General features: G+C 72.4%; 16 protein-coding genes and 1 pseudogene. 8 read left to right on the forward strand and 9 right to left on the reverse strand.

Features of this window, described 5'->3' with window-relative positions; translation table 11 throughout:
• Window positions 1–957, reverse strand: coding sequence for a helix-turn-helix domain-containing protein (locus ACFV6E_RS04325; RefSeq protein ID WP_385459309.1), 957 nt, complete (start codon window positions 955–957; stop codon window positions 1–3).
• 348 nt (window positions 958–1,305) lie between these two features.
• Here ACFV6E_RS04325 and ACFV6E_RS04330 point away from each other — a divergent pair, with 348 nt between their 5' ends.
• Entirely contained in the window at window positions 1,306–1,617 is a 312-nt protein-coding gene (locus ACFV6E_RS04330; protein ID WP_385159548.1) for an ANTAR domain-containing protein, read from the forward strand.
• A gap of 13 nt (window positions 1,618–1,630) precedes the next feature.
• Here ACFV6E_RS04330 and ACFV6E_RS04335 read toward each other — a convergent pair whose 3' ends face one another.
• Window positions 1,631–2,914, reverse strand: coding sequence for a PHB depolymerase family esterase (locus tag ACFV6E_RS04335; protein ID WP_385459311.1), 1,284 nt, complete (start codon window positions 2,912–2,914; stop codon window positions 1,631–1,633).
• A gap of 263 nt (window positions 2,915–3,177) precedes the next feature.
• On the opposite strand from ACFV6E_RS04335, the gene ACFV6E_RS04340 reads away from it, so the two are divergent.
• A complete protein-coding gene (locus tag ACFV6E_RS04340; protein ID WP_385159544.1) occupies window positions 3,178–4,506 on the forward strand; it encodes an endo-1,4-beta-xylanase in 1,329 nt (442 codons plus the stop codon).
• A 73-nt stretch (window positions 4,507–4,579) separates the two neighbouring features.
• Here the strand turns inward: ACFV6E_RS04340 and ACFV6E_RS04345 are convergent, their stop codons facing one another.
• Both ACFV6E_RS04345 and ACFV6E_RS04350 read right to left on the reverse strand, forming a co-directional pair.
• Window positions 4,580–5,107, reverse strand: a complete 528-nt coding sequence (locus ACFV6E_RS04345) for a MaoC family dehydratase (protein ID WP_385159542.1) — start codon at window positions 5,105–5,107, stop codon at window positions 4,580–4,582.
• Window positions 5,108–5,162: 55 nt separating this feature from the next.
• Window positions 5,163–6,566 (reverse strand): amino acid permease, encoded by a 1,404-nt coding sequence (locus ACFV6E_RS04350; RefSeq protein ID WP_385159540.1) that lies wholly within the window; start codon window positions 6,564–6,566, stop codon window positions 5,163–5,165.
• Between the two features lie 475 nt (window positions 6,567–7,041).
• Between ACFV6E_RS04350 and gdhA the strand changes: the two genes are divergently transcribed.
• The gene (gene gdhA / locus ACFV6E_RS04355) at window positions 7,042–8,397 is read left to right on the forward strand and encodes an NADP-specific glutamate dehydrogenase (RefSeq protein ID WP_385159538.1); all 1,356 of its coding nucleotides are present in this window, start codon (window positions 7,042–7,044) and stop codon (window positions 8,395–8,397) included.
• Window positions 8,398–8,449: 52 nt separating this feature from the next.
• Here the strand turns inward: gdhA and ACFV6E_RS04360 are convergent, their stop codons facing one another.
• The 4 genes and pseudogenes from ACFV6E_RS04360 to ACFV6E_RS04375 form a co-directional block, all read right to left on the reverse strand.
• On the reverse strand, window positions 8,450–9,325 hold the full coding sequence (locus tag ACFV6E_RS04360) for a calcium-binding protein (protein WP_385159536.1): 876 nt from the start codon (window positions 9,323–9,325) through the stop codon (window positions 8,450–8,452).
• Between the two features lie 236 nt (window positions 9,326–9,561).
• Window positions 9,562–10,356, reverse strand: a complete 795-nt coding sequence (locus ACFV6E_RS04365) for a maleylpyruvate isomerase family mycothiol-dependent enzyme (protein ID WP_385159534.1) — start codon at window positions 10,354–10,356, stop codon at window positions 9,562–9,564.
• Between the two features lie 143 nt (window positions 10,357–10,499).
• A pseudogene (locus ACFV6E_RS04370) lies at window positions 10,500–11,009 on the reverse strand (class I SAM-dependent methyltransferase); the annotation flags it as partial.
• Between the two features lie 4 nt (window positions 11,010–11,013).
• Window positions 11,014–11,721, reverse strand: a complete 708-nt coding sequence (locus tag ACFV6E_RS04375; RefSeq protein WP_385159530.1) for a GntR family transcriptional regulator — start codon at window positions 11,719–11,721, stop codon at window positions 11,014–11,016.
• A gap of 138 nt (window positions 11,722–11,859) precedes the next feature.
• Between ACFV6E_RS04375 and ACFV6E_RS04380 the strand changes: the two genes are divergently transcribed.
• The 5 genes from ACFV6E_RS04380 to ACFV6E_RS04400 all read left to right on the forward strand — a co-directional run bounded on the left by ACFV6E_RS04380 (window position 11,860) and on the right by ACFV6E_RS04400 (window position 19,924).
• A complete protein-coding gene (locus tag ACFV6E_RS04380) occupies window positions 11,860–15,234 on the forward strand; it encodes a molybdopterin-dependent oxidoreductase (RefSeq protein ID WP_385459313.1) in 3,375 nt (1,124 codons plus the stop codon).
• A 35-nt stretch (window positions 15,235–15,269) separates the two neighbouring features.
• On the forward strand, window positions 15,270–16,226 hold the full coding sequence (locus ACFV6E_RS04385; protein WP_385159527.1) for an ornithine cyclodeaminase family protein: 957 nt from the start codon (window positions 15,270–15,272) through the stop codon (window positions 16,224–16,226).
• The gene (locus tag ACFV6E_RS04390) at window positions 16,226–17,674 is read left to right on the forward strand and encodes a short-chain fatty acid transporter (protein WP_385159525.1); all 1,449 of its coding nucleotides are present in this window, start codon (window positions 16,226–16,228) and stop codon (window positions 17,672–17,674) included. Before ACFV6E_RS04385 ends, ACFV6E_RS04390 begins: the two co-directional genes overlap by 1 nt.
• A 91-nt stretch (window positions 17,675–17,765) precedes the next feature.
• Window positions 17,766–19,220 carry a glyceraldehyde-3-phosphate dehydrogenase gene (locus tag ACFV6E_RS04395; protein ID WP_385159523.1) on the forward strand — a complete coding sequence of 485 codons (1,455 nt, stop codon included), beginning with the start codon at window positions 17,766–17,768 and terminating at the stop codon, window positions 19,218–19,220.
• A 326-nt stretch (window positions 19,221–19,546) separates the two neighbouring features.
• On the forward strand, window positions 19,547–19,924 hold the full coding sequence (locus ACFV6E_RS04400; protein WP_385159519.1) for a hypothetical protein: 378 nt from the start codon (window positions 19,547–19,549) through the stop codon (window positions 19,922–19,924).
• 15 nt (window positions 19,925–19,939) lie between these two features.
• Here the strand turns inward: ACFV6E_RS04400 and ACFV6E_RS04405 are convergent, their stop codons facing one another.
• On the reverse strand, window positions 19,940–21,172 hold the full coding sequence (locus ACFV6E_RS04405) for an MFS transporter (protein ID WP_385459315.1): 1,233 nt from the start codon (window positions 21,170–21,172) through the stop codon (window positions 19,940–19,942).
• Between the last annotated feature and the right edge of the window lie 66 nt (window positions 21,173–21,238).

A 21,238-nucleotide genomic window follows, 5' to 3' on the forward strand; every position in this document is an offset into this window, starting at 1 on the left:
TCAGCCGTCGTGCAGGGAGCCCCTGGGGCTGACGCCGTAGGTGTCCCGGTAGAGCGTCGCGAAGCGGCCGGGGTGGAAGAAGCCCCAGCGGGCGGCGATCTGGGTGACGGTGACGCCGGTGTCCGGGTCGGCGGACCGCAGCTCCCGGTGGGCGTGCGCGAGACGCACGTCGCGCAGATGGGCCAGCGGGGTGGTGCCGAGGTGCCGCCGGAAGGCGTACTGAAGGGCCCGTACCGTGACGTGCGCGGCGGCGGCGATGTCGGCCACCGCGACGGGCTGGTCGGCGTGGTCATCGATGTAGGACAGGGCGCGGCTCAGGGCGGCCGGGTGGGCGTCGTTGCGGTCGCGCGCGGTGGGCTCGGTGAGCGCGGTGTTCGGGAAGGCGGACAGGACACTCGCGGCGATGAGCTGGCCGGTGGTGGAGACGACCAGCGGCTGGTCCGCGACGGCCGGTTCGGCCATGACGCGGTCGCGCACGTAGGCGATGGTGTCCTTCAGATGGCGTGCGGCGCCGGGGGAGTGCGGCCGGTGCCCGGTCAGCCGGACCGGGCGGCCGGTGCCCTCGTCGGCGTCGGCGGCGATCTGGTCGAGCAGCTGGGGGTCGAGCATCGTGATGTTGTAGCTGGCGTTGCAGATGCGGCCGGAGTAGGGCAGGTCGGGCGGTGCGAAGAACACCACGTCCCCGGGCCCGAAGCTGTCCTGCACGCCGGGGAAGGCGTGGTCCTGGACGGTGCCGGAGTACACCATGCACAGGCAGATCCTGCCGAGCGGTGTGACCGAGTAACTCATGTCGAAGCCGATGTCGAGTTCGTCGATGCTGACCGACGCCAGGGTGTCCCGGCGGATCCGGGCCCGGACGGTCTCGCCGCCGCTGCCGATCCGCATCCTGGCGTAGGCCCGGCTGAGGAAGTCCTCGGTCAGCTCCAGGTTGTCGCTGTCGAATTCCAGCGCGCTCATGACGGCTCCCGTCCCGGTGAAGAACTGCTGGAGCGCGAGGTCCGGGCACGGGCGGCCTCCCTACGGCACACCTTGGGCCCTGCCGGACCTCCGCGCACCAGGGGTTCCGGCCAGTTCTGGCGACGCTACCGGTCGGCGGCCACCGGACGGACAGCCTGTCCGTAAAAGGACGAAAGGGTTCGCCTGTGACTGCTCGAGCAGCGGCTTTTCGTTTTCCGGACAGGTATCGGACCAGCCTTTCGTTCGGCAGGTCGACACGGTCCCGGGTGCTGGTCAGGCTGAGCAGACACGGCGACGCGGTCCCGCTGGGCGACGCACGAATCCACACGTCAGGGGGCAGGCTGCGCAATGGCTGGGCAGGAAGAACTCCTCAACAGGATCGCCTCCCTCCAGGAGGAGGTCGCGCATCTGAGGCAGGCCATCGTCTCGCACGCCGTCGTGGACCAGGCCATCGGCGTGGTCATCGCCCGCGGGGGGCTGCGCCCCGAGGCGGGCTGGGAGATCCTCCGGGACGTGTCGCAGCAGACCAACACCAAGTTGCGCGACATCGCGGAACACGTGGTGCAGTGGCCGTTCTGCGGCTGGCTGCCCGACGAGATCCGCGCCCCGCTGGAGACCGCGCTGGACACGTCAGGGACGCACGGAGCACCCCTGACGTGAGCGCTGCGGGTGCTCAAGTCCGCTGACAGGCCGCCCCGTTGAGGGCGAACGACGCGGGTGCCGAGGTGTCACCCGTGTGCGTGGCCTGGAAGCCGAGCGTGGTGGAGGCACCGGGGGCGAGGGTGGCGTTGTAGGCGGCGTTCCGCGCGGTGACCGCGCCGCTCGCCGGTGCGTAGGTGGCGTTCCAGCCCGAGGTGATGGTCTGTCCCGCGGGCAGGGTGAAGGTCAGCGCCCAGCCGTCGACCGGAGCCGTACCTGTGTTGGTGACGGTGATCGAGGCGGTCAGCCCGGTGTTCCAGGTGCTGGTGGACCAGGCCACCCGGCAGGCGCCCGTGGGCGGGTCGGTGGGCGGCGGGGTGGTCGTGGAGTCCAGGCCGAAGAAGGCGATGACCTGGGCGGCCATGCCCGAGGCCGGCAGGGAGTGCCCGGCGCCCTGGATGCTGACCGCCTCGACGGGGGCCTGCGTACCGGTGCCGCCGTAGCGTGTGCGGGTCCAGGTGGACTGGGGGTGGTCGGTGAAGGCCGGGGTCTGGCTCACGCCCAGGACGTCCGTCCACTGTTTGATCTCCTCCCCGAAGTTCGGGTAGCGCAGCGTGGCGTCCTCGGTGCCGTGCCAGAGCTGCATCCGGGGCCGGGCGCCGCTGTAGCCGGGGTAGGCGCCGCGGACCAGATCGCCCCACTGTGCGGGCGTCTTCGTGATGGTGCCGTTGGCGCAGGCGCTGTTCCAGCCCGAGCCGTCGGTGGTGGCGAAGCAGCCGAAGGGGACGCCCATGAAGGCGGCGCCCGCCTTGAAGACGTCGGGGTAGTCGCCGAGCAGGACGTTGGTCATCATCGCGCCGGAGGAGGCGCCGGTGACGAAGACCCGGTCGGGGTCGGCCCCGTACTGCTGCTCGGCGTAGGTGACCATCGACATGATGCCCACCGGGTCGCTGCCGCCGCCGCGGGTCAGGGCCTGCGGCGAGGAGACGTCGAAGCAGTTGCCGCTGCGGGTAGCCGACGGATAGATGACGAGGAATCCGTAGCGGTCCGCCAGCGAGGCGAACTCGGTGCCCGAGTAGAAGGCGGGACCCGAGCCGGTGCAGTAGTGCACGGCCACCAGGACGGCGGGGCGGGCGGGGGCGCTGTCCGGGCGGTAGACGTGCATGCGCAGGCCGCTCGGGTTGGCGCCGAACGAGGTCACCTCGGTCAGGGCGGCGGCGTGCGCCTGCGGCGCGCCCAGCAGCAGCGCCGCGAGGAGCGGCACCACGCCGGCGAGGAGCGCGCCCCAGGAGCGCGGACGTCTGAGGAGACGGAGCATGGCGTCGTCCTTTCGTCGGTGACACGAAGAGCTTCGAATGTTTCGAAGCAATTTCGGCAACGCGCCGCGTCACGTTAGGGACTCCTCGGGGCGGCGTCAACAGCCGCGACGACAGCAACAACAGACCCTCCAGGCGCCGGGGTCGAGCTTCGGCCATCCCCCGTGGACCGTCGCGCGAACGGTTGACCCTCCCGTATCGCCTCCGTATGTTCTGCGCATCAATTCGGGGATCGCAGCGAAAGTTTCGAGGGAACGGAGATGGCATGCTCATGACTTACAGACGGCTGACCGTGGCGGCCGTGCTCGCCGGTACGGCGGTCGCGGCCCTGTCGCATCCCGCGGCAGCCGCCGACACACTGGGCTCCGCCGCGGCCGGCAAGGGCCGCTACTTCGGCACCGCGGTCGCCGCGAGCCACCTCGGCGAATCCGCCTACGCCACCACGCTCGACCGTGAGTTCAACTCCGTGACGCCCGAGAACGAGATGAAGTGGGACGCCACCGAGCCCTCCCGGGGCAGCTTCTCCTTCGGCTCCGCGGACCAGATCGTCAGCCATGCGCAGGGCAAGGGCATGAAGGTCCGCGGCCACACCCTGGTCTGGCACTCCCAGCTGCCGTCCTGGGTGAGCTCGCTGGGCGCCACGGACCTGCGCACGGCGATGAACAACCACATCACCCAGGTCATGACGCACTACAAGGGCCAGATCTACGCCTGGGACGTGGTCAACGAGGCGTTCCAGGACGGCAGCAGCGGCGCCCGGCGCAGCTCGCCCTTCCAGGACAAGCTCGGCAACGGCTTCATCGAGGAGGCCTTCCGCACCGCACGCTCTGTCGATCCGAACGCCAAGCTCTGCTACAACGACTACAACACGGACGGCGTCAACGCGAAGAGCACCGCCGTCTACAACATGGTCAAGGACTTCAAGTCCCGTGGCGTGCCGATCGACTGCGTCGGCTTCCAGTCCCACTTCAACAGCGCGTCGCCGGTACCCTCCGACTACCAGGCCAACCTCCAGCGCTTCGCCGACCTCGGCGTCGACGTGCAGATCACCGAACTCGACATCGAGGGCTCGGGTTCGTCCCAGGCGACCAGTTACAGCAACGTGGTCAAGGCCTGTCTGGCGGTGAGCCGGTGCACCGGGATCACCGTCTGGGGCGTCACCGACAAGTACTCCTGGCGCAGCAGCGGCACACCCCTGCTGTTCGACTCCAACTACACGAAGAAGGCCGCCTACGACGCCGTACTCGCGGCGCTCGGCGGCTCGTCGTCCGGCGGCGGTGGCTCCGGCGCCACGTGCGGTGTGTCGTACGCGAAGACCCAGGAGTGGAGCGACCGCTACAACGGTCAGGTCACCGTGACCGCGGGCGCCGCGGCGATCACCTCCTGGACGGTGAACGTCACCCTGACCGCGCCGCAGAAGGTCTCCGCGACCTGGAACGGCAGCCCCACCTGGGACAGCAGCGGCAACGTCATGACGATGCGGCCGAACGGCAACGGCAGCCTGGCGGCGGGCGCGTCGACCAGCTTCGGCTTCACCGTGATGAAGAACGGCAGCACCGCCGTCCCGTCGGTCGGAGCCTGTACGGCGTCCTGACCGCACCCGGCTCCGCCCCGCCCGCCCGCGTCCCGTCGGCCGCGGGCGGGCCTCATGTGTGCCCGCCGGCCGGTCAGGCGGATCCGTCGTGCTCCCCAGCGGGCGCGGGGCGCCGCAGCAGCAGGTTCATCGCAGTCATGGTGAGCACCGTCTCGCCGCGCTGGTTGAGGACCTCGATCCCGGTGTGCACGAGTCCGCGGTCGGGCTTGGAGCGCGAGACACGGGCCTGCTGCACGGTGGTGCGCAAGGACAGGCTGTCGCCGGGGCGGACCGGACGGACCCAGCGCAGTTCGTCGATGCCGGGGGAGGCGAGGCTCGCGACCTTGCTGACGTAGTGGTCCGCGTACAGGCGCATCATCACGGCGCAGGTGTGCCAGCCGCTCGCGATCAGGCCCTTGAAGGGGCCGTCCTCGGCGGCCCGGGGGTCCGTGTGGATGTCCTGCGGGTCGAATTCGCCGGCGAAGCGGAGGATGTCGTCCTCCGTCATGGTGATGCTGCCGAACTCGTGGACCGATCCCGGGCGGTAGTCCTCGAAGTAGCGCTCGCCGATGGGCGGTTCGAAGTCCGGGCCGCTCAGGGCGGTGGTGTCGTTCGTCGTCATTGACCGGACGATAGCGAGTCGAGCGCCGGTGCGGCCGCGGCGAAGGCCGCGTCGGTCAGCGCGGCCGGGTCCGCCGCGCCGCCATCACGGCGTACACGAGGACGCCGGCGAACAGGAAGAGGACGCCCTGGTACACGGCCGCGTATCCGGCGCCCGCGACGAGCCACATCGAGAAGGCCGCCGCGACCGCCGCGGTCACCCCGTCCCGGACCAGCCGTCCGCGGTCGACCGACTCACGGCGTCCGGACAGGAGGTGGAAGAGCTGCGCGGCGGTGGCCAGCAGATAGGGCACGGTCGCGGTGAACGTCGTGACCAGGACGAGGACCTCGAAGACCCTGCCCGAACCCGACGTGTAGTTGTAGACCGTCAGCAGCGAGGCGAGGACGACGGTGACGCCGACGCCGACGGTCGGCACACCCCGGCGGCGGCGCGCGAAGGCGGCGGGGAACAGGCCGTCCCGCGCCGCCGCGTACGGCGTCTGGGCGCTCAGCAGTGTCCAGCCGTTGAGGCAGCCGGTCATCGACACCAGTGCGGCGAGCGCCACGGCCCAGCCGCCCCAGCTGCCGCCGAACATGGCGTTCACGGCGTCCGAGAAAGGCGCGGCGGAGTGCACGAGGCGGTCGTGCGCGACCGTGCCGAAGACGGACAGGGTGCCCAGCAGATAGACGAGCGCGGCGCCCGCGGTGCCGATGACGGTGGCCCGCCCGACGTTGCGCCGGGCGTCCTTGACCTCGCCCGCGCTCACCGCCGCCGACTCCACGCCGAGGTAGGAGAAGAGCAGGAGCGCGGCGCAGGCGGAGACCGCGCCGACGGGGCTGCCGCCGGTCGCCCGGAACGGGCCGAGGTTGTCCGGGTCGAAGAAGAACAGCCCGCCGACCGCGACGAGCAGCAGCGGCGCGAACTTCAGCACGGTGGAGACCAGTTGGACGGCGCCCACGTAGCGGGTGCCCGCGAAGTTGGCGAGCGCGGGCAGCCATTGCAGGACGAGCGCGGCCAGACAGGCGGTCCAGCGGTGCCCGTTCACCGGGATCAGCACGTCGAGGTAGCCGACGGCGGCGACGGCCAGCGCCGCGTTCGACACCCAGGTGGTGATCCAGTACGCCCAGGCGGCGAGGAACCCGGCGAAGTCACCGAAGGCCGCGCGGGCGTAGACGTAGGGGCCGCCGGTGCGCGGATCGCGGTGGGCGAGCCGGCCGAAGACCAGGGCGAGCGCGACGGCGCCCACGGTCAGGACGCCGAAGGCGACCAGACTGACCGTGCCGTACGGGGCGACGGAGGCCGGGAGCAGGAAGATGCCGCCGCCGATGATGTTGCCCATGACCAGGGCGGTGGCGACGGGCAGACCGAAGCGGCGGGCGTGTCTGCCGGAGTCGCCGGCGCGGTCGTCGGCGGGGTGGGGGGTCGCGGGGGTCTCCCGCGGGGCCGGAGCCGGCTGCGGGACGGTCCCGGTGACGTGCATGGGGTGGTGCGCCTCTCTCGAACACGAGCCCGGGATCGCCGGGTCCCGACCATGGTCGGGCATGGCTGAGAGTGCGTCCAAACCGAACGCTTTTGTCCTGTATGGGCCGACCCGGCGCCGTAAAAGATGCGCCACCGTGCGGCGCGCGCCGGGGATCCTCCGCGGACCGCCCGCGACGCCTCCGGCCTGCGGTGTCCGTTCCGGACGGCCGCCGGGAACGTATACGAAAGGACTCCGAGGTGGCTGTAGGGCCGTCGGCCGGGTGACGGGACGTGTCCGGAAAAGCGCGCTTTTCCGATCACCGTGTCTCAGGAGCTGGACGATTCCGCTGGGCGGACTGGTGCTGCTGATTACGCGGGGATCACACTGGGCCGGTCGCCCTGCGCTGCGGAGCGGCTCATGTCCCGCGCACCGGCACGGTGCCGGGCGCCTCCCGCCGGTGACCGCCGGTGGTGTCGTCAGAAAGGGTCCCGTGGTGTCACGACTCGATACGAAGACCTCGCTCCGTTCCCTGCGTACCGAGATCGAGCACCGCAATCCCGCGCAGCCGGAGTTCCACCAGGCGGTGCACGAAGTGCTCGAGACCCTGGCGCCCGTGCTCGCCGCGCGGCCCGAGTACGCGGAGTCCGGGCTCCTGGAGCGGCTGTGCGAGCCGGAGCGGCAGATCATCTTCCGGGTGCCGTGGCAGGACGACAAGGGCCGGGTGCACGTCAACCGCGGCTACCGGATCGAGTTCAACAGCGCGCTCGGCCCGTACAAGGGCGGCCTGCGGTTCCACCCGTCGGTCGACCTCGGCATCGTGAAGTTCCTCGGCTTCGAGCAGATCTTCAAGAACGCGCTGACCGGTCTCGGCATCGGCGGCGGCAAGGGCGGCAGCGACTTCGACCCGCACGGCCGCTCCGACGCCGAGGTCATGCGGTTCTGCCAGTCCTTCATGACCGAGCTCCAGCGGCACATCGGGGAGCACACCGACGTACCGGCCGGTGACATCGGGGTGGGCGGCCGGGAGATCGGCTACCTGTTCGGCCAGTACCGGCGGATCACCAACCGCTGGGAGGCGGGCGTCCTCACCGGCAAGGGCCCGCACTGGGGCGGCTCCGCGATCCGCCCCGAGGCGACCGGCTACGGCAACGTGCTCTTCGCGGCGGCGATGCTGCGCGAGCGCGGCGAGGACCTGGAGGGCCAGACGGTGGTCGTGTCCGGCTCCGGGAACGTCGCCGTGCACACCATCGAGAAGCTGACCGCCCTCGGCGCGAACCCGCTGACCTGCTCGGACTCCAGCGGCTACGTGATCGACGAGAAGGGCGTCGACGTGGAGCTGCTCAAGCGGGTCAAGGAGGTCGAGCGCGGCCGGGTCGGCGACTACGCCGAGCGGCGGGGCGCGTCCGCGCGGTTCGTGCCCGGCGGCCGGGTCTGGGAGGTCCCGGCCGACGTCGCGCTGCCGTCGGCCACCCAGAACGAGCTGACCGAACAGGACGCGGCCACGCTGGTCCGCAACGGGGTCAAGGCGGTGTCGGAGGGCGCGAACATGCCGGCCACGCCCGAGGCGGTGCGGCTGCTCCAGCAGGCGGGGGTGGCGTTCGGCCCCGGCAAGGCGGCCAACGCGGGCGGCGTCGCCGTCAGCGCCCTGGAGATGGCGCAGAACGCGGCGCGGACCGCCTGGACCCCGGAGCGGGTCGAGGAGGAACTGGCCCGCATCATGAACGACATCCACGCCACCTGCCGGGAGTCCGCCGAGCGCTACGGCGCCCCCGGTGACTACGTCGTCGGCGCGAACACCGCCGCCTTCGAGCGCGTCGCCGACGCGATGCTCGCGCAGGGCGTCATCTGACGGCGGGCGGAACGTGCGGGGGCCCGGCGCGCCGGGCCCCCGCCGCGGTCTCTCAGTCCTGGTGGACCTCGTTGCGCCCGGGCCCGCCGGACAGCGTGTCCGTGCCGGGGCCGCCCCACAGCACGTCGTCGCCGCTGTTGCCGTACAGCGTGTCGTCGCCGTCCTCGCCGTAGAGGGTGTCGTCGCCCTGGGCGCCGTACAACCGGTCGTCGCCGTCGCCGCCGTGCAGGACGTCGACGCCGGTGCCGCCCTGGAGGGTGTCGGCGCCCTCGTCGCCGTACAGGGTGTGCTCGGGCACGTCGTCCCCGGAGGCCGCGGTGAGCGAGTCGTTCCCGGCGCCGCCGTGGCACTCCCACGAGCAGTCGGTGAGGACGTCGTCGCCGTCGCCGCCGTAGGACGCGTAGTTCGTGCCGCTGATGCGGTCGTCGCCGCCGTCGCCGTAGTACACGTTCCAGCCGGTGCCGCCCCGGATGACATCGTTGCCGTCGCCGCCGTGGACGGACGTCTGCGCGGACGATGCGGGGTCGTCGATGGTCACGGAGTCGTCGCCGTCCCCTGCGTCGATCCGGTAGATGTCCGAGTCGTCGGAGCCCAGGGGCTCGGGAACCGTGCACCGGACGACGGTGTGGTCCGCGGGCGACGGGTACGTGCACGGGTCCACCGAGTCGCCCGAGAAGTCGATGTCGTGGCTGTCGCGGAAGGTGAGGACGTAGTCGGACCGGGCGTCGTCCGGGTCGAGGTCGGTCATCGCCACCGAGACGGTCAGCTCGTTGGCCTGCCCGGGGGCGGCCCGGTACCAGAGTTCGCCGTCCTCGTGGACGAGGGCGGCGGCCGTGGTGGCCGCCTGGGCGGCCGGTGCCGCCAGCGCGGCGCCGCCCAGGGCGAGGGCGAGGGCCGTGACGGCGGTGACGGTGCGGTACGTGCGCATGCGGAAGTGACCCCTGTCTGATGCGGTTCATGGCGGTCTGTCGGCGTCTGCCGGTGTCTGTTGGTTTCTGTCGGCGTCTGCGATCGACCGGTTAGACGGGGGTCCCCGGGAGGTGGTTGTGCCGGACAGGGGGGTGCGACAGGCGTTCCGCCGCCGTTTCCCGGAGCTTCACCGCGCCTACGGCTCCCGTGCGCGCGAGCGCGCGGTCGAAGGGCGTGTCCGGGGCCCGGCGGTGCTCACTTGCGCAGCCAGAAGCCGGAGCGCTCCAGCCAGAGACGCAGGAGGGCGGGGTCGCCCAGCACCTCGACATCGGCGGGGGTGCGGCGGCCGTAGAGGAGCAGGACCAGGTCGGTGAGCGGGGCGCGCACGGCCACCGCCGCCTTCTCGTGCGCGCGGCGCCAGGTGACCGGCGCGCGGGTCAGGTCGACGAACCACTCGCCGTCGCTTCCGGCCAGGTCGGTGGCGTGCAGGTGCAGCGTGCGGCCGGGGCCGAGGAGCGGTGCGGCGCCGGGTCCGGCCGCCTCCAGGACGCGGGGGAGGGCGCCGAACCCCATCCATTCGTCCAGCGCGTCCCGCCCCAGGGCGGCGTCCATGGTGAACCGGGTCCGCGTGGCGAGGGCCGCGTCGGCGGCGTGCAGGGTGGTCTCGTGGGTCATCCGGCGGGCCCAGAACCGGGCGGTGCCGCCGGGGGCCACGGTCCACATCGGCGCGTCGGGCCCGGCCTCGCGCAGTGCGCCGGTCAGTTCCGCGGCGCCCTCGCCGACCCAGGAGCCGAGCGCGGCGGGGGTCACCGGACCCGGCCAGGAGACGTCGTCGACCAGGTCGTGCGGTACGGGTCCGGTGGCCCGGGTGCGGACGACGCGCGCCGCCCAGCGGTGGGTGCCGCCGATGTGCCGGGCGAGCTCGGCGAAGGTCCAGCCGGGGCAGGCCGGTACGGGGACGGAAGGGCCGCCGGCGACCAGGGCGTCGCGCAACTGCTCCGCCCGGGAGCCGATCCCGGTGCAGTACGCCTCGAAGCTCGTTTCCTCCATCGGGCCACCGTAGGCGGCCGGAAGCCGCGCCGCGACGGGCAGCGGGACACGGCCGCCCGCCCCGAACGGCTCCTCATCACGCGATCACCTCACGGCGGCGAACAAGGGGGACGCCGGCTCGGCACTCCCGGCGGCCCGGACGGCCGCGGCGGGGTCGCCGCGGGCCGCGACCGCAGGATCTCGTCGTAGGGGCGGGTGCTGACCATCAGCAGTCCGCCCGGACGCAGCACGCGCCGCATCTCCGCCAGGGCCGCCCGCACGTCCTGGGCGGTGAGCAGATGGGGGAGCGCGTTGTCCGCGCTCACGACGGCGTCGAAGTGCCCGTCGGGGAACGGGAGACGGCGCATGTCCGCCACCGCGACGGGCAGGCTGACGTCCCGGGCGGCGGCCTCGCGGACCGCGCGGGCTGCCGCCGAGGAGCTGATGTCGGTGCCGGTGACGCGGTGGCCGCGCAGGGCGAGCGCGATGGCCTGGGTGCCGATGCCGCACGCGCAGTCGAGCACCGAGGCGCTCTCCGTGCCGAGTCCGGCCCGTACGACGGCGTCCAGGGCCCGGCCCTGCCGGTCCATGCCGGCGTCCCAGTCCGCGTACACCAGGTGGTAGTCGGCGGCGAGTTGGTCGTAGAAGTGGGCCACGGTGGCGTCGTCGGGCATGGCGTCAGGGTACGGACGGGCCCTGTGCGGTCGTACGACGGGGGGCCGGGGTCTCCTCGTGCGCCCAGTCGGAGCGGGTGTGCAGGAGGTGGTGGCGGACGATCTCCTCCAGGCGCTCCATGTCCCGGTCGGCGACGGCGTCCAGGAGGTCGTGGTGCTCGTGGGCCGAGTGGTTGAGGGCGCCCCGCTCGGCCAGGTTCTCCAGCCCGTACAGGCGGGTCTGGTCGCGCATCGAGGTGACCGTGTCGACCAGGCGCCGGTTGCCGCAGAGTCCGAGCAGGCCGATGTGGAAGCGGCGGTCGGCGTCGAGGAAGCCGGTGACGTCGCCGTCCCGGGCCGTGGTCACGATCTCGTCGGCGACGGACCGCAGCCGGGCGATGTCCTCCGGCCGGGCGTTGGCCGCCGCCCGGAGGGTGCCGGGCACCTCGAGCAGCAGCCGCATCGTGTACACCTCGTCGAGGTCGTGCTCGCTCATGGGGATCACCCGGTAGCCGCGGTTGCGGACCGGCTCCATCAGCCCCTCGTTCACCAGCGTCAGCATGGCCTCGCGGACCGGGCTGCTGGAGACGCCGAGGCGGGTCGCCAGGGCCGCCGCCGAGTAGATGTCGCCGGGCCGGATCTCCCCGGCCACCAGTGACTGCCGCACGAGGTCGAGGACCTGGTCCCGCAGGCTCGTGCGGTGCAGCGGCCCGGCCGACGCCTTCTGTGCCACCGGTTGACTCCTCGCGCTCGCTCGCGTCGTCGCGTCCGTCGTACGACGTCGGCTCTTGACATCGACTTGTCCCGGCTGCATCTTAGCTCGCAACCGGCGACCGGTAGCCGGTAACCGGTTACCCAGGAGTAATGATCGATGGTCGACAAGCACGGCTACTGCACCCTCTGCCGCTCCCGCTGCGGCGCCGTCTACACCGTCGACGCGGGCGCCCTCACCGGTGTCAGGCCCGACCCGGACCACCCGACGGGCGCGGCGATGTGCCCGAAGGGCCGGGCCGCACCCGAGATCGTGCACCACCCGGACCGGCTGACCAGGCCCCTGCGCCGCACCACCCCCAAGTCCGATCCGGACCCCAGGTGGGAGCCCATCGGGTGGGACGAGGCGATGGGCGAGATCGCGGAGAAGCTGGCGCGGATCAAGGGCGAGAGCGGGGCCGAGTCGGTGGCCTTCGCCGTGACCTCGCCCAGCGGGACCCCGCTGTCCGACTCCATCGACTGGATCGAGCGGTTCATCCGGCTCTTCGGCAGCCCCAACACCTGCTACTCGACCGAGGTCTGCAACTGGCACAAGGACTGGGCCCACGCCTTCACCTTCGGCTGCGCACTGCCCACCGCGGACTTCGCCGCCACCGACCTCGCCGTGCTGTGGGGCCACAACCCGGCCAAGACCTGGCTCGCCCAGTCCGCGGCGCTTGCGGACGCCCGCGCCCGCGGCGCACGGCTCGCGGTGATCGACCCCCGCCGCTCCACCAGCGCCTCCGGCGCCGACCACTGGCTGCGGGTCAGGCCCGGCACGGACGCCGCCCTCGCCCTGGGCACCGCCCGGCAGATCCTCGAACGCCGCGGCCACGACGACGCCTTCGTCCGCTCCTGGACCAACGCCCCGCTCCTCGTCCGCCGCGACACCGGACGCTTCCTGCGGGCCGGGGAGATCGCCCCGGACCTCACCGGCTTCGCCGTCCACGACACCGCGGACGGCACCTGGCGGCCCTACGACACCCGCTACCCCGCCCGGCACCCCGAGCGCTACGCCCTGGAGGGCACCTACCGGATACCCACCACCGAGGGCCCCGTCGACTGCGTACCCGCCTTCCAGCGCTACCGCGACGCCTGCCGCCCCTGGACCGTCGCGGAGACCGCCCGCACCACCGGCATCGACCCCGCGGACCTGACGGCGTTCGCCGACGCCCTGATCGCCGCCCGGTCCGTCTCCTACCACGCCTGGACCGGCGTGGGACAGCACGCCAACGCCACCCAGACCGAACGGGCCATCGCCACCCTGTACGCGCTGACCGGCAGCTTCGACACCCCCGGCGGCAACGTCGTCTGGCCCCGGCACCCCGTCAACCCCGTCACCGGCTTCGACCAGCTCGCCCCCGGGCAGCGGGCCAGGACCCTGGGCATCGAAGAACACCCCATCGGCCCGCCGGCCCAGGGCTGGGTCAGCGGCCGTGACCTGTGCCGCGCCGTCCTGGACCAGGACCCCTACCCGGTCCGCGCCCTGGTCGGCTTCGGCAGCAACCTCGTGCTGTCCCAGCCCGACCCGCGCCGCACCGCCGCCGCGCTGCGCGCCCTCGACTTCTACGTGCACCTCGACCTGTTCGAGAACCCCACCTCGCGGTTCGCCGACATCCTGCTGCCGGTCAACAGCCCCTGGGAACACGAGGCGGTCAGGGCCGGCTTCGAGGTGAGCCGCCGCGCCCAGGAACACGTACAGCTCAGACAGCGCATGGTCGAGCCGGTCGGCGAGTCCCGCTCGGACACCGAGGTCGTCTTCGACCTCGCCCGGCGCCTCGGCATGGGCGACGACTTCTTCGGCGGCGACGTCACCGCCGGCTGGAACCACCAGCTCGCCCCCCTCGGCCTCACCGTGGACGAACTGCGCCGCCGGCCCGGCGGCCTCCGCGTCCCCCTGGAGACCACCTACCGCAAGTACGCCCAGGTCGCCGAGGACGGCCGGACGACCGGCTTCGCCACCCCGACCCGGCGCGTCGAGCTCTACTCCGAGCGGCTGGCCGCGCACGGCTACCCGCCCGTCCCCGAGCACACCGCGCCGGGCCGTGTGCCCGACTCCCGGCATCCGCTGCGGCTGACCTGCGCCAAGAACGGCTACTTCTGCCACAGCCAGCACCGGGGTCTGTCCTCCCTGCGCAAGCGCAGCCCCGACCCCACCGTCGACATCAGCGACCGGCTGGCCCGCGACCGCGGCATCGGCGACGGCCAGTGGGTCGACCTGTCCACCCGCAACGGCACCGTCCGCATGCGGGCCCGCATCGACAGCGACCTGCACGACGACGTGGTGGTGGCCGAGTACGGCTGGTGGCAGGCGGCCGAGGACCTCGGGCTGCCCGGGTACGACCCCTACGGGCCGGGCGGCAGCAACTACAACCTGCTCATCGACGACGACGTCCGCGACCCGGTCAGCGGCTCCGTGCCCATGCGCGCCACCACCTGCGACGTCCGGCCGGTGGCCACGGCGCGCTGGACCGGGGCGAGGGAGTTCGTCATCACCTCCGCGACCCCGCGGGGCACCAACGTCCTGGCGCTCGGCCTGACCCCCGCCGACGGCTCGCCCCTGACCGACTTCCGGCCCGGCCAGCACGTCACCCTCGGCTTCCCCGCCGCGCCCGGCCGGGCGCCGCTCGCCCGCTCCTACTCCCTGACCGGCCCGGCCCGCGACGCGGACCGCACCGCGTACAGCATCGCCGTACGCCGGGTGCCGGGCGGGGAGGTCTCCGGCCTGGTGCACACCGCGGACGTGGGCACCCGGGTGCAAGTGACCGCGCCCGCCGGGCTGTTCGTCATCCCCACCGACATCGGCCGGCCGGTCGTGCTGCTCGCCTCCGGCATCGGCATCACGCCGTTCATCGGCTACCTGGAGACCCTCGCCCACAGCGGCGGCACCGTCCCGGAGGTCGTCCTGCACCACGGCAGCCGGGACTCCGCCGCCCACGCCTTCGCCGACCGGATCCGCGAACTGCGCCGGCGGCTGCCCCGGCTGCGGGTGCACGACCACTACAGCAGGCCGGGACCCGGCGACCGCCGGGGCCGCGACTACGAGCACCACGGCCGGGTGGGCGCCGAGCACGTCGACGCCGGTCTCATCGACCGCCGCGCCCGCTTCTACCTGTGCGGGCCCGAGGCCATGCTCGCCGACGTCACCTCGGGGCTGACCGCCCGGGGCGTGCCGCGCTTCGACATCTTCGCCGAGAAGTTCCACGCCGCCGCCCGGTCCGTGGACCTGCCCGCCGACGCCCGCGCCACCGTCCGCTTCGCCCGTACCGACCGGCGGCTCACCTGGCACCGCGAGGACGGCACGCTGCTCCGGTTCGCCGAGAAGGAAGGCATCCGGCTGCCCAGCGGCTGCCGCCTCGGCCAGTGCGAGAGCTGCGCGGTCACCGTCCTGGACGGGCAGGTGGCCCATCTCGTCGCGCCGCCCGAGGACCTGCCCGACGACCAGTGCCTGACCTGCCAGGCGATGCCCGTGTCCGACCTGACCCTCGACGCCTGACCCGCACAAGAACTGCGAACACACGAAAGAGCGCCATGCTGACCATCGATCCCGAGCAGACCGTCAAGGCGCTGCCGTTCGACGTACTCGTCCCCGCGCTGCGGGAGGGCTTCGTCCGCGGCGCGCACACCCCGCCACGCCACCACCACACGGTCGACGCGGACAGCGACGCGACGCTGCTGCTGATGCCCGCCTGGTCCGACGGCGAGTACCTGGGCGTGAAGCTCGTGAACGTCTTCCCCGCCAACGCCGCCCACGGCCGCCCGGCCCTGTCCTCCGCCTTCGTCCTGGCCAGCGCCGTCACCGGGGAACACCTCGCGCTCATCGACGGCGACGAACTGACCCGCAGGCGCACCGTGGCGACCTCGGCCCTGGCCGCCTCCTGCCTCGCCCGGCCCGAGAGCCGCGTGCTGCTGGTGACCGGCACCGGACACGTCGGCAGCCTCGTCCCCGACGCCTACCGCAGCGTCTTCGACCTGGAGACCGTGCTGGTCCACAACCGCTCGGCGGCGGGCGCCCATCGTCTCGTGGACACGCTGCGCGGGCAGGGCGTCGACGCCCGGGTGGTCACCGACCTCGCGAGTGCGGTGGCCGAGGCCGACATCGTCAGCTGCGCCACCCTGGCCACCCGGCCGGTGATCGAGGGCGCCTGGCTGCGGCCCGGCACCCACCTCGACCTCATCGGCAGCTTCCGGCCCACCATGCGGGAGGCCGACGAGGAGTGCCTGCGCCGCGGCCGCGTGTACGTCGACACCGCGCAGGCCGTGCACGAGGCCGGCGACCTGGTGCAGCCCATCGGGGCGGGGCGGTTCGCGGCGGCCGACGTCGCGGGCACCCTGCCGGAGCTGTGCGCCGGCACCGTGACCGGGCGCCGTTCCCCGGACGAGATCACCGTCTTCAAGTCCGTCGGCAGCGCCCTTGCCGACCTGGTGGCCGCCGCCGTGGTCCACCGCTCGCAGTCCCCGCAGGCCGTCCCCTGTCAGGAGTCGTGATGACCACGCAGCAGCCCGCCACCGCCGAGCGGCGCGAGCCCACCGGCGACAGCCCGTTCACCCGGATCGCGACGCGCAGCGCCGCCGTCGCCGAACGCTGGTTCCCCAATGCCCTCGTCTTCGCGCTGCTGACGATCGCGGTCGTCGCCGTCGCGGCGATGTGCATCGGCAGCACCCCGGCGAAGGTGGCCACCGTCTTCGGCGACGGCTTCTGGGACCTGATCCCGTTCACCATGCAGATGGCGATGGTCGCCATCGGCGGCTACGTCGTGGCCACCGCCCGGCCGGTGCAGCGGGTCATCACGCGGCTGGCCGCCGTGCCCGGCTCGAACCGGTCGGCCATCGTGACGGTCGCGGCCGTCAGCCTCACCTCCGCGCTGCTGAACTGGGGCTTCAGCCTGATCTTCAGCGGTCTGCTGGTGCGGCGGCTGTCCGAGCGCGACGATCTGCGCGTCGACTACCGGGCCGCGTCGGCCGCCGCCTACCTCGGACTCGGCGGCAGCTGGGCGCTCGGCCTGAGCTCGTCCGCCGCCCAGCTCCAGGCCAACGCGGCGAGCCTGCCCGACTCGCTGCTGCCGGTCACCGGCGTCATCCCGTTCCGGGAGACCATCTTCACCTGGCAGTCGCTCACCCTCGCCGCCGCCGTGATCGCCGTCTGCCTCACCGTCGCCTTCCTCACGGCCCCGCGCGGCGACGACATACGTACCGCGGCCGACCTCGGGATCGACCCGAGCGATCCGGTCGAGGACGACGAGCCGCGCACCCGGCCGGGGGAGTGGCTGGAGTACAGCCCGCTGCTCACCTTCGTCGTCGTCGCGCTCGTGGCGGGCTGGGCGGTGCAGGAGTTCGCGAGCGAGGACCCCATCGTCGCGATCTCCGCGCTCAACACCTACAACCTGCTCTTCCTCGCCCTCGGCATGCTGCTGCACTGGCGTCCGCGCCGGTTCCTCGCGGCCGTCACCAAGGCCGTCCCCGCCACCTCCGGCGTGCTGATCCAGTTCCCGTTCTACGCCGGTATCGCCGCCATCATCACGCAGGCCACCAACGGCTCGGGCGACAGCCTCTCCCACTATCTGGCCTCCGCCTTCACCGGCACCGGCTCCGGGGCACTGTTCCCGCTGACGATGGGCGTCTACTCGATCGTCCTGGGCTTCCTCATCCCGTCCGGCGGCGGCAAGTGGATCATCGAGGCACCGTACGTGATGCAGGCGTCCAACGACCTGGGCGTCAACCTCGGCTGGACCGTGCAGGTCTACAACGCCGCCGAGGCGCTGCCCAACCTCGTCAACCCGTTCTGGATGCTGCCGCTCCTCGGCGTCCTCAAACTGAAGGCCCGCGACATCGTCGGCTACACCTTCCTCTACCTGGTCGCGCTGCTGCCCGTCGTACTCGGCCTGCTCACCCTGCTGTCGGCCACGCTGCCGTACCACCCACCGGTCGTGCCCTGAGGGCGGCCGCCTCCGTCTCGGGGCACCCGTTGATCGTCACGTCAGCAGCCGGTTTAACATATGAGCGCTGCCTAGCTCGAAAGATGGATCTGTGACTGTCAACGACGACTCGTTCACCAACTGGAAGACCCGCGAGGAGATCGCGGAGTCGATGATCCCGATCATCGGGAAGCTGCACCGGGAGCGGGACGTGACCGTCCTGCTGCACAGCCGCTCCCTGGTGAACAAGTCGGTGGTCAGCATCCTCAAGACCCACCGCTTCGCCCGGCAGATCGCCGGCGCGGAGCTGTCGGTCACCGAGACCTGGCCCTTCCTCCAGGCGCTGGCCACCCTCGACCTCGGCCCCTCGCAGATCGACCTCGGCATGCTCGCCGCGACCTACCGGGCCGACGACCGCGGCCTGCCGGTGGCGGAGTTCACCGCGCGGGCCGTGGCCGGTGCCACCGGCGACAACAAGATCGAGTGCCGCGACGGGCGCGACGTCGTCCTGTACGGTTTCGGCCGCATCGGCCGCCTCGTGGCCCGTCTGCTCATCGAGAAGACGGGCTCGGGCAACGGGCTGCGGCTGCGCGCGATCGTCGTCCGCGGCGACGCGGGCCGGGCCGCCGAGGACCTCGTCAAACGCGCCTCGCTGCTGCGCCGCGACTCCATCCACGGCCAGTTCCAGGGCACGATCACCGTCGACGAGGCGAACGGCGCGATCGTCGCCAACGGCAACACCATCAAGGTGATCCACGCGAACGACCCCTCGGAGATCGACTACACGGCGTACGGCGTCAAGGACGCCATCCTGATCGACAACACCGGTAAGTGGCGCGACCGCGAAGGGCTTTCGCAGCACCTGCGGCCCGGGATCGACAAGGTCGTCCTGACCGCGCCGGGCAAGGGCGACGTCCCGAACATCGTGCACGGCGTCAACCACGACATGATCAAGCCGGACGAGCGGATCCTGTCCTGCGCGTCCTGCACCACGAACGCGATCGTGCCCCCGTTGAAGGCGATGGACGACGAGTTCGGCGTCCTGCGCGGGCACGTGGAGACCGTCCACTCGTTCACCAACGACCAGAACCTGCTGGACAATCACCACAAGGCCGACCGCCGCGGCCGCTCCGCGCCGCTCAACATGGTCATCACCGAGACCGGTGCCGCCTCGGCCGTCGCCAAGGCGCTGCCCGACCTCAAGGCGCCGATCACCGGCAGCTCGATCCGGGTCCCGGTGCCGGACGTCTCGATCGCCATCCTCAGCCTGCGGCTCGGCCGCGAGACCGACCGCGCGGAGGTCCTGGACCACCTGCGCCAGGTGTCGCTGACCTCGCCGCTGAAGCGCCAGATCGACTTCACCACCGCCCCCGACGCGGTCTCCAGCGACTTCATCGGCTCGCGCCACGCCTCGATCGTCGACGCGGGCGCCACCAAGGTCGACGGCGACAACGCGATCCTCTACCTCTGGTACGACAACGAGTTCGGCTACTCCTGCCAGGTCGTCCGCGTCGTCCAGCACGTCTCCGGGGTGGAGTACCCGACCTATCCGGTACCGGTGGGCTGACGCCGGCCGGGCGGAAGCCCCGGGCGGGGACGTCTCAACTCCGTGGCCGGTTCCCGTCGTTGCCTGTGAAATCGGCGACACGAGCTGCGGAGAAAGGTGGGCATCGGAGATCAACTTCTGGTTCGATAGGGGTAGGTGATCTTGAGTACGTGTTCCTCCGAAAGGCAACCGCTGATGTCCCCTGCCCCCGACCAGGCCCCGGCCGTCGTTTTGCTGACCCATCGCGGCAGGGACGCGGACACCTCGCATGTGCCCGACGAGGACACCAGGCCGCTCCGCGGCACCGGCGCCCGCGTCGTCCCCGCCACGGGCAGGGGGGTCTGACCGTGTTCCTGACCCGCTCCCAGGCCGACCTCGCCCTCGACGCCGCCGACGACGCCGCCGTGTTCCGGATCATCGCCGACGCCCGTACGCCGGTGTTCGTCACCATCCACGCCAGCGGCCGCCGCCGCTACGGCTACTGGCAGCCCTTCGACTCCCGTAGCCACAAGGGCGGCTGCTACGTGGCGCTGCCCACCGCGGTGTGCGACCGGCTGCACCGCGCGGGCCGGATCATCCTCGGTGACCCCATGGTCGACCCGGCCAAGACGACGTACCGCGTGTGGCCCGCGAGCCGTCCGGCCGCGCCCACCCGTATCCCGACCGCGCCGATCCGCGTCCCGGCGGCGCCGGTGCGCGCGGGCGGTCAGGCGCTCGTCGCCTGACCCCGGGGGGCACCCTCAGGTCACGCACCGGGTGTCCGGGGTGCGGGCGGTCCGCTCGGGAGTCACGGCGACGAGCAGTCCGAGCGCCGCCGCCACCGCCCCGGCGGCGCACACCGCCGGCCACCCGCCCTGCGCCCACAACCGGGCGCCGGTCAGCGATCCGGCGGCGATCCCGAGGAAGCGCAGCGTGAAGTAGAGCGTGTTGAGCCGGCTGTGCACAGCCGGCTCACGGGTGAACAGGCTCGTCTGACACACCACTTGCTGGCTCCAGGTGCCCACGTCCAGGACCACCACCCCCGCCGTCAGCCACACCAGCGCGAGCGGACCCGTACCGCCGGTGCCGCCCGGATACAGCAGGGCCCAGCCGGCGAGCACCACGCAGACCGGCAGCGCCAGGGCGCCGCGCCGCCCGAGCCGGTCGGCGAGCCGGCCCGCCGACGGAGAGACGAGGGCACTGGCCGCGGCGACCAGACCGAACAGCCCGATCCGCGTCGACCCGTAGTGGTAGTGCTCGTCCAGCAGGTACGTCAGCACGGTCCAGAAGGCGCCGAACGAGACGCCGACCAGCAGCCCGGACAGGGTGACCCGGCGCACCAGCCGGTCGTGCGCGAACAGACCGGGGAGCGAGGCGAGCGCCGCACGGTAACCGAGGGTCCGCCGCTCAGGGGCCGGGGCCGCCGCGTCCCGGGGGAGCGCCTTGCGCAGGACCCAGGTCAGCAGCGCGGTGCCGGCGGCCGAGACGGCGAAGACCCAGCGCCAGCCCGCCGCCGAGGCCAGCGCTCCGGCGTAGGTACGCGAGGCCAGCACCCCGACGAGCAGACCGCTCTGCACCAGACCGACGACCCGTCCGGTCCCGAAATCCTTCTCCAGGGCGACGGCCAGCGGGGCGACAAGCTGGGGTATCGGTGACAGCACGCCGATGACGAGACCGGCGACGGCCAGCCAGAGCGCGGTGGGGGCCGCCGCCGCGGCGGCGAGCGCCAGCGACGAGCCCGCCCCGAGCGCGAGGATCAGGCGCCGGCGGTCGCGCAGGTCCCCGGCCGGTACCAGCAGGGCGATGCCCGCCGCGTAACCGAGCTGGGTGGCGGTGGGGACGTAGCCGAGGACGTCCGGCGCGACGCCGAACGAGCGCGCCGCCTCGCCCAGCAACGGCTGGTTGAGATAGACGTTCGCGGCCGTGACCGCGCCGGCGGCGGCCAGCAGCGCGATCCGGCGACGGCCTGGACGTGTGAGAGTGGAGTCGAGCACGTGGCACGACGGTACGGACCGTCTTCACCGGCGCACATTCGCGTGAGCGTCATAACCTGTCGACGT

The organism is Streptomyces sp. NPDC059785, from assembly GCF_042732375.1.
Taxonomy (GTDB): Bacteria; Actinomycetota; Actinomycetes; order Streptomycetales; family Streptomycetaceae; genus Streptomyces.

Bases quoted from the DNA above. Each gene is read 5' to 3' on its own strand.
- ACFV6E_RS04335 (WP_385459311.1), bottom strand. From the start codon at position 2,914: ATGCTCCGTCTCCTCAGACGTCCGCGCTCCTGGGGCGCGCTCCTCGCC.
- ACFV6E_RS04365 (WP_385159534.1), bottom strand. From the start codon at position 10,356: ATGGAGGAAACGAGCTTCGAGGCGTACTGCACCGGGATCGGCTCCCGG.
- ACFV6E_RS04380 (WP_385459313.1), top strand. From the start codon at position 11,860: ATGGTCGACAAGCACGGCTACTGCACCCTCTGCCGCTCCCGCTGCGGC.
- ACFV6E_RS04360 (WP_385159536.1), bottom strand. From the start codon at position 9,325: ATGCGCACGTACCGCACCGTCACCGCCGTCACGGCCCTCGCCCTCGCC.
- ACFV6E_RS04340 (WP_385159544.1), top strand. From the start codon at position 3,178: ATGCTCATGACTTACAGACGGCTGACCGTGGCGGCCGTGCTCGCCGGT.
- ACFV6E_RS04330 (WP_385159548.1), top strand. From the start codon at position 1,306: ATGGCTGGGCAGGAAGAACTCCTCAACAGGATCGCCTCCCTCCAGGAG.
- ACFV6E_RS04385 (WP_385159527.1), top strand. From the start codon at position 15,270: ATGCTGACCATCGATCCCGAGCAGACCGTCAAGGCGCTGCCGTTCGAC.
- ACFV6E_RS04350 (WP_385159540.1), bottom strand. From the start codon at position 6,566: ATGCACGTCACCGGGACCGTCCCGCAGCCGGCTCCGGCCCCGCGGGAG.
- ACFV6E_RS04325 (WP_385459309.1), bottom strand. From the start codon at position 957: ATGAGCGCGCTGGAATTCGACAGCGACAACCTGGAGCTGACCGAGGAC.
- ACFV6E_RS04390 (WP_385159525.1), top strand. From the start codon at position 16,226: ATGACCACGCAGCAGCCCGCCACCGCCGAGCGGCGCGAGCCCACCGGC.
- ACFV6E_RS04345 (WP_385159542.1), bottom strand. From the start codon at position 5,107: ATGACGACGAACGACACCACCGCCCTGAGCGGCCCGGACTTCGAACCG.